The sequence below is a fragment of the Luteibacter sp. genome (assembly GCF_009912395.1).
GTDB lineage: Bacteria > Pseudomonadota > Gammaproteobacteria > Xanthomonadales > Rhodanobacteraceae > Luteibacter.
Genome location: NZ_WNDO01000005.1, coordinates 218038 through 224538 on the forward strand (window position 1 = coordinate 218038; position 6501 = coordinate 224538).

Annotated in this window: 5 protein-coding genes; all 5 read right to left on the reverse strand. The window is 64.6% G+C overall.

Annotated elements, in window-relative coordinates; genetic code table 11:
* Window positions 1–38: 38 nt before the first annotated feature.
* Complete coding sequence (locus GAK28_RS07635) at window positions 39–545, reverse strand: fimbrial protein (protein WP_291776755.1); 507 nt, start codon at window positions 543–545, stop codon at window positions 39–41.
* A gap of 99 nt (window positions 546–644) precedes the next feature.
* Entirely contained in the window at window positions 645–1169 is a 525-nt protein-coding gene (locus tag GAK28_RS07640; protein WP_291776758.1) for a fimbrial protein, read from the reverse strand.
* Between the two features lie 22 nt (window positions 1170–1191).
* Window positions 1192–1725 (reverse strand): fimbrial protein, encoded by a 534-nt coding sequence (locus GAK28_RS07645; RefSeq protein ID WP_291776760.1) that lies wholly within the window; start codon window positions 1723–1725, stop codon window positions 1192–1194.
* A gap of 21 nt (window positions 1726–1746) precedes the next feature.
* A complete protein-coding gene (locus tag GAK28_RS07650; protein ID WP_291776761.1) occupies window positions 1747–2319 on the reverse strand; it encodes a fimbrial protein in 573 nt (190 codons plus the stop codon).
* Window positions 2316–4883, reverse strand: coding sequence for a fimbria/pilus outer membrane usher protein (locus tag GAK28_RS07655; RefSeq protein ID WP_291776763.1), 2568 nt, complete (start codon window positions 4881–4883; stop codon window positions 2316–2318). The genes GAK28_RS07650 and GAK28_RS07655 overlap by 4 nt, the downstream gene beginning before the upstream one ends.
* Window positions 4884–6501 lie beyond the last annotated feature (1618 nt).

Sequence of the window (6501 nt, forward strand, 5' to 3'; positions counted from 1 at the left end):
CGCACGTACCGTGAAAGCGCGGAGCGAGAAGGGGAGACTTACTCGTAGACGACCGTGTACGTCGCGGTGGCGTTAAGGGTGCCGGCCTTGGTCACCGGGGCCTTCGCCTTGTAGGCGACGGTATGACGGAAGGTCGTCGTGCCGTTGACGGTCTCCTTCAGGTTGTTGGGCTTGCCGTTGAACTTCTGCTGGTTGCCGCCCTCGTCGATGAGGGTGAGCTGGACGTTTTCCGCCGTGCCCTTGGGCATCAGGTCGCCGGTGTCCGGATCGACCGAATCCGGATGGCTGAAGGCGATACCGACCTTGCGGCCGAGCGCGGCGGTGCAGTTGAGCTCGATATCGACATTTTGGTGACCGGCGATGTCGCCGGCGGCCTTGAGCTGGCTGGCATCGATCGGGTACAGCGCGATCGTCTTGGTGTCGCTGCCCGACGAGTAATCGCAGGTCGGCGCCTGGATCTCACCGGTGATCTGCAGCGTGCCGGCAGAGGCGAAGGTCGGCACGAGGGCCAGCGAGGCGGTGAGAAGGGCGAGCTTGAAATTCATCGATAACGCTCCTTGCGTCATGAGTTGGGTAGATAGCCCGGAAGGGTGGGTATGAGTCGATGCCATGCGTCCGGGCGACGCCTGCGATCGACGGGAGGTTCAGTCGTACTGCACGGTGACGATGGCGGTGGTATCCACTAGCCCCTGTTTCAGGTCCTGGGTACCGAGCCGGTAGTAGTAGGCTTTCGCGTCGAACGTCTTCGTCGTCTCGCCGTCAATGACGAGGGTGATGCGATGGCCCGAGGCGTTGATGACCTTGCCGTTCGAGGCCTCCACCAGATGGACGGCGACGCCGCTCGCGGTTCCCGTATTGGCGTACTGGGCCGATCCACTACCCGCCGGTGTACCGCTGAAGTCGAGGTGTGCCTTTGTCACGCCACGGCAGTTGATAAGCCTGAGTTGGAACGGCGTTTCGCTCGCGGGGACGGGCGCCTCCTTGAACGACGACAGTTCGTCGGCGCGTAAGGTCGGCAACGGTACGGATTTGGCCGCGTCGTCCGCGTGCACGTCGCAGGTGCCCGCCAGGACGCGGCCGCCGAACGTCAAGCTGCTATCGGCCGGCACGGGTTGGGCGGCCAGCGCGAAGGCGCCGCCCAGCATCAGGAGGGACGTGCGATGTGTCACGGGGACGGTCCTCATGCGTGGCTCACTGGTACGTGATGAGGACGTTGAACGTGCTGCTGAACGTGCCGGCCTTCACCACGCCGGTGGACTTCGCGTAGTACGCCGCGCACAGCGGAATGCTGAAGGTGCCGCTGGTGAACGTGTGGTCGCGCGTCGCGCCCGGCGACAGGTCGTTACTGGACGTCGTGCAGGAGGTATGGCCCAGCCAGATCGCGGTATGCGGCGCCGCGCCCGTCGTCGCCTTGTTCTTGAACACCGTGGTGACATCGGTATCCCGATCGGCGGTCCCGCCGAACGTCAGTCGCGCCCCGGTGACACCCGAGCAGCCGGAAAGCTGGATGGTCAGTGGCGTATTGCTGGCGACGATGCGACCCGGCGCGGTCATGTCCTTGGCGGAGACATCCGGCATCGTGATGGTCGGGTTGGTGACCGTGCAGGTGCCGGCCGTGACCCGGCCGGTCAGCGTGATGGTGCTTGAGTTCTGCGCCATGGCGGGTGCCGTCGCGAGACCGGCGATGGCCGTCGCCAGGGCGAGGGTGAGGGTGCGGTGGATCATGGAGGGCTATCCCTGTGGTGGTCAGTTGTAGGCGATACCGAGGACGATCGCCGCGTGCACGTCGCCGGCGGTGATGCGTCCGTCGCGTCGCTGGTAGTAGGTGGCGCACATCGGCACCGTGATCGCGTCGCTGTCCACAAGCACGTTGTGGGTGGTACCCGGCTTTTGCGTACTGCCGCTGCTGGGGCAGGCGCCGATGGCATTGGCGCGCTGAATCCAGATCGAGAGATACGGCGCCGGGGAGGTGGCCGTGTTGCGGAAGGTGTCCGCCTCGACGGGATCGGCGTCGGCCGTCGATCCGAAGGTGAACGTGGCCGCCGTCACGCCGGCACAACTGCTCAGTTCGATATCGAAACGCCGCGTACTCGCCGTGACACGGCCGCCCTCCGGGATATCGGCGGCAGAGATGTCTTCCCAGGCTACCGACGGATGGTTCACCACGCAGGTGCCTGCGGTGATCTTGCCCGTCAGCGTCACCTGGCTATCGGCCTGGGCGGGTGCCATGGCGTCAAGACACAGGCAGGCCATCAGCAGGGACAGCGCAAGTCGTGGTGGCGTGGGTCGGATGGAGACATGGGGAGTGGGACGCCTCATGTAGATGCCTCTTCGGTGGGTGGAACGGCGGGTGCGGCGACGACGGGCTTGCAGACGGCTTCGGTCATGCGCAGGCCGCGCTCGTCGGTGGAAGCGGGGACGGCGTAATCGATACGGCATTGGCCGGTGTCGTCGTTGCCGACGATCAGGTGATGGTGGTCGCCCTGTACGCGGACGATGCCGCCCTGGCTCACGGCACCGACCAGCTCGCCGGCCTCGTTGCGGACATCGCTGCCGAAGGGAATCTCGAGCGGCCCATCGGGTGCCACGGCGCGGATGTACACCGTGGTGTCGATTCGCGTAGCGAAGGTCATATGCACCATGGCGCCCGCGGTAGGCACCACGCGCTGGCTGGTCTGCAGCAGCTCCACGTCGTGCGACAGACCCTGCGGTTCGATGCTGACGCTGTTCCAGCGGTAAGGCGTGATCTGCGGTAGCACCGCGAATCCGTTGCGAGCGATACGCGAATCACCCTGGCTCAGGTGGGCACCGCGCGCACCCTTCGCCTCGACCAGCACGAAACCGTCGCTGATCGTCGGGCTGAGGTTGATGCCACCGCGGTGGGCGACGATCGCACCGGTTGCACCGATGGCCGTCGTCGTCGCGCCCTGCGAATGCGCGGCCATCGCGCTCCACTGGGCCAACGCGCTGCGATACGAGGAGCTGGCGTAGTACGCCGCCGCGTCACCCCGGGTATGCGCTGCGCCCAGGCTATAGCTGAGCGCGCCACGTTCGCCCGCGCTGCCATTGATCGAGGCCTGGCTGCTGGTATCCCGACGGGTGCGCTGCACCGAAGCATTGATGTTCGGTGCCCGGGAGGTGCCCCCGAGCGGCATGCTGAGGGTGAACTGCAGGCTGTTGTCGTTACGGCCGGCGATATCGCGGGTGCGCATCGCCGATACGCTGTAGCTGGCCGATCGGATGCTGCTCTGGAACCCGAATTGGTAGTCCGTCTGCGTCCCCTGGCTGCCCCAGTAGCTGACATGGCCGCCACTGAGAAACAGCGAGCTTCGCTCACCCACACGCTGCGAAAAATTGAATTGCAGGCGCCGCTTCGCGCGGGACACCGTATAGGTATTGATGGGGTCGCGCTCGTTCCGGACCTGCGCGGTCTCGGTCAATGTATAGAAGCCCTCGGTGCTGTAGCGATAGGCGGCCAGGCCAAAGTTCGTCCCGCTGCCGGCGAACGTACGCTGGTAGTTGAGACGCAGACTGCTGCCGCGATGGCGCTCTCGACGCAGCAAGGTGGCCCGCGCAAAGGTGACGTCCGCACCGAACGCGCCCCAGCGCGTATTGATCGCGCTACCGGCGAGCATGGCGGTGTAATCCTTGCTGGCCTGCGCACCACCGATCAACGTCAGGTAGTTGTTCATGCCCCGCGCCCAGGTGCCCTCCGCGAACACGGGCTCGCGTCCGCTCCCATAAGGCATGCGAAGCCGGCCCGCCGTCGCGCTGAAGCGCGTCACCCCTTCGCGTAGCGCCTGCGGCACGGCGGCGAAACTCACGGTGAAACGCTGTTCGCGCCCATCCGACTCGTAGACGGTCACCTCAAGATCGCCGCCGTAGCTGGTCGGATACAGGTCGCTGATCTCGAACGGACCCGGCGCGACCGACACCTCGTAGAGCACATAACCGTTCTGGCGAACGGTCACACGCGCTTCCGTGGAGGCCATGCCCCGCACGACCGGGGCGTAACCGCGCAAGGCATCCGGCAGCATGCGATCGTCGCTGACCACCTGCGCGCCGACAAAGCCCACGCCTTCGAAAAGCAGGCCGTTCGTATAGCTCTCACCCACCAGAAGCTGCGCACGCCATGAAGGAATATCGCGCTCGACGGTATTGGTGAACGACTGGTAATGTCGCCCGCGTCCCGTGTTGTATTGCATCGAGCCGCGATGACGCAGGCGCCATGCGCCCAGGTTCAGGCCACCCATAAGGCTGGCGTAGGCATTGGTATCGCCACGCGTACGCTGGGCGTTAAAGGTGTAGTTGAGAAATGAAGCGGTGTCGCCGTAGTTCCAGAGCACGGGGTCGACGTAGCCACGCGCCTCGCGAGCCAGTGCCGCCTGCGGAATCGTGAGGTTCAGACGTAACGCGTGGCTGTCGTAGGTCACGGTGGCGTCGGGTATCGTGGCGCCAAGCGCCACGCAGCCCTGTGAGTCGGCATGGGATCCGGTAAGAAGCTCATCCTTCACGCCGGCAACGCGCAGCAGTTCGGGCGTGATGCAGGCAGCGGCATGATCCGGTGTGCCCGAGGCGACAAACAGGATCTCGCGACGATCCAAGGGCGTGCCATTGACGACGATATCGAGAAGCTGCGGTCCGGGTTCGACTGGATTGCCGTCGGCATAGCGCGCCAGGTCGATGCTGTCGCCATCCATCAGGAAAGCGCTGTTGAACGAAATCGCGGCGCCGGATGCTGCGCTGGCATCCACGGCACGTGCCGCGAGAGGCACGCAAGCGGCCATGGCGAGCACGCAGGCGATAGCCGCCGGAAGCGGTCGATGTCGGTTGGTGGCTGGGTAACGGCCAAAGCCTCCCCTTGCCCCCTTTTTCACAGGCATGTCGTGCACCGGTCGTTCCGTGGTGTTCGTTTTGAAATCGGCCCTGAAGGCCGATCGCACGCGTCGTCAGAAACGAGGCGTGCAACGTCCCTTGTCACGCACCTCCCGATGCGCGTCGCGTGTCGTTATCTACGAAGTGATCATTCCCCGACCGGGCGCTCGGCCCGATCCCCATGCCAGCGTGGTGTCCGGCGTTGAGGGAAAGAGTAGGGCTTAGGGGAAATTCTTAGCTATTAGGAGTTGTCCTAAAATCACACTCGATTGAGACGTAATGTGACGGTGTGCACGTTTGGTGCGGTTGGTTTGGATTCGCCTTGTTTTTTGTGTGCGATGGACGTATGGACGTCCGTTGTTCTGGTGGGATGCGGTCAGTCGCTGCGCGACTCGTGTGTTGAGCGGCGTTCGCCGCCTTGCGCTCGGAGGTTGCGTTGAGCCCCGGACGGGTTGGCCCTTGGGGCCTTCGGCGCAGTCCTTCGGAGCGGGCCGTTGCCGTGGTTTGAATATCCGTACGTTACGCGGCCCTCTGCTCAGGCGGCCCCAAGGGCCAACCCGCCCGGGGCGTGCAGGGTGAGGTGCATATGGAAAGGGCGAGGCAACCTACAAACCCCCTCACGTCGTTCCAGCGCACGCTGGAACCCAGCGCGATGCGATAGGTTGTCGCGAGTACGTCACCTACGTAAACGCCGATGCCGCGTCGTCGCAGTACTGGTAAACCGAGGCGGTGGGTTCCGGCCTGCACCGGAACGACGGAGCACTTCGTCGCACCGGCGCAGGCCGGTGCCCCGGCGATGCATCCGGCTATCGCATCCCACCTCTTGTAGGAGCGCGCTTGCGCGCGATTCCGCGCAGCGGGCCAGGTCATCGGCACTGCTTGATCGCGCCCCACGTCGTTCCAGCGAACGTTGGAACCCAGCGCGATGCGATGGGTTGTCGCGACGACGTTGCCCACGCAAAAGCCGATGCAGCGCCGCCGCAGTGCTGGCAAACCGAGGCGGTTGGTTCCGGCCTGCGCCGGAACGACGGAGCACTTCGTCGCACCGGCGCAGGCCGGTGCCCACGGCGATGCAACAGGTTGTCGCGAGCACGTTACCTACGTAAAAGCCGATGCAGCGTCGTCGTGTTGCTGGTGAACCGAGGCGCTGGGTTCCTGCGTGCGCAGGAACGACGGTGAGGTAACTTTTGAGAATCCTTCCATAGGCAAGCACGCACGTAATTTGCTACCGTGCTCGCGTTGTTTGCTGTTTCATGTCACGTGTCGGCAAACATCCATCGCTCGTAAGCGGTAAGAAGCGCGGGCCGCAGGTGTTAGAGCACCTACGACCCGCTAACCAAATCAACTTAGAGGAGTTGACGATGGCTAAGCCAAAGTCTAAGGCATTCTCACACCCACCGCCCGACCCACGCGGTCCACGGACGTCCCGGAGCCCCTCCGGACGCGGCTAAACGCCCGGCCTGTCCGCTTTTCTCATGGCATTTCCCTCCGCCGAACCTCCCGGCGCGTAGCGCCGTGGGCGAATGAGAACATCGGACAGTCGGACCTTGTGAGATCGAACCGCTCGAGTCGATGAGGGGCACGGCCGTTGGCGTGCCCCGCTCGGAAGCGGTGGATGAGGATTTG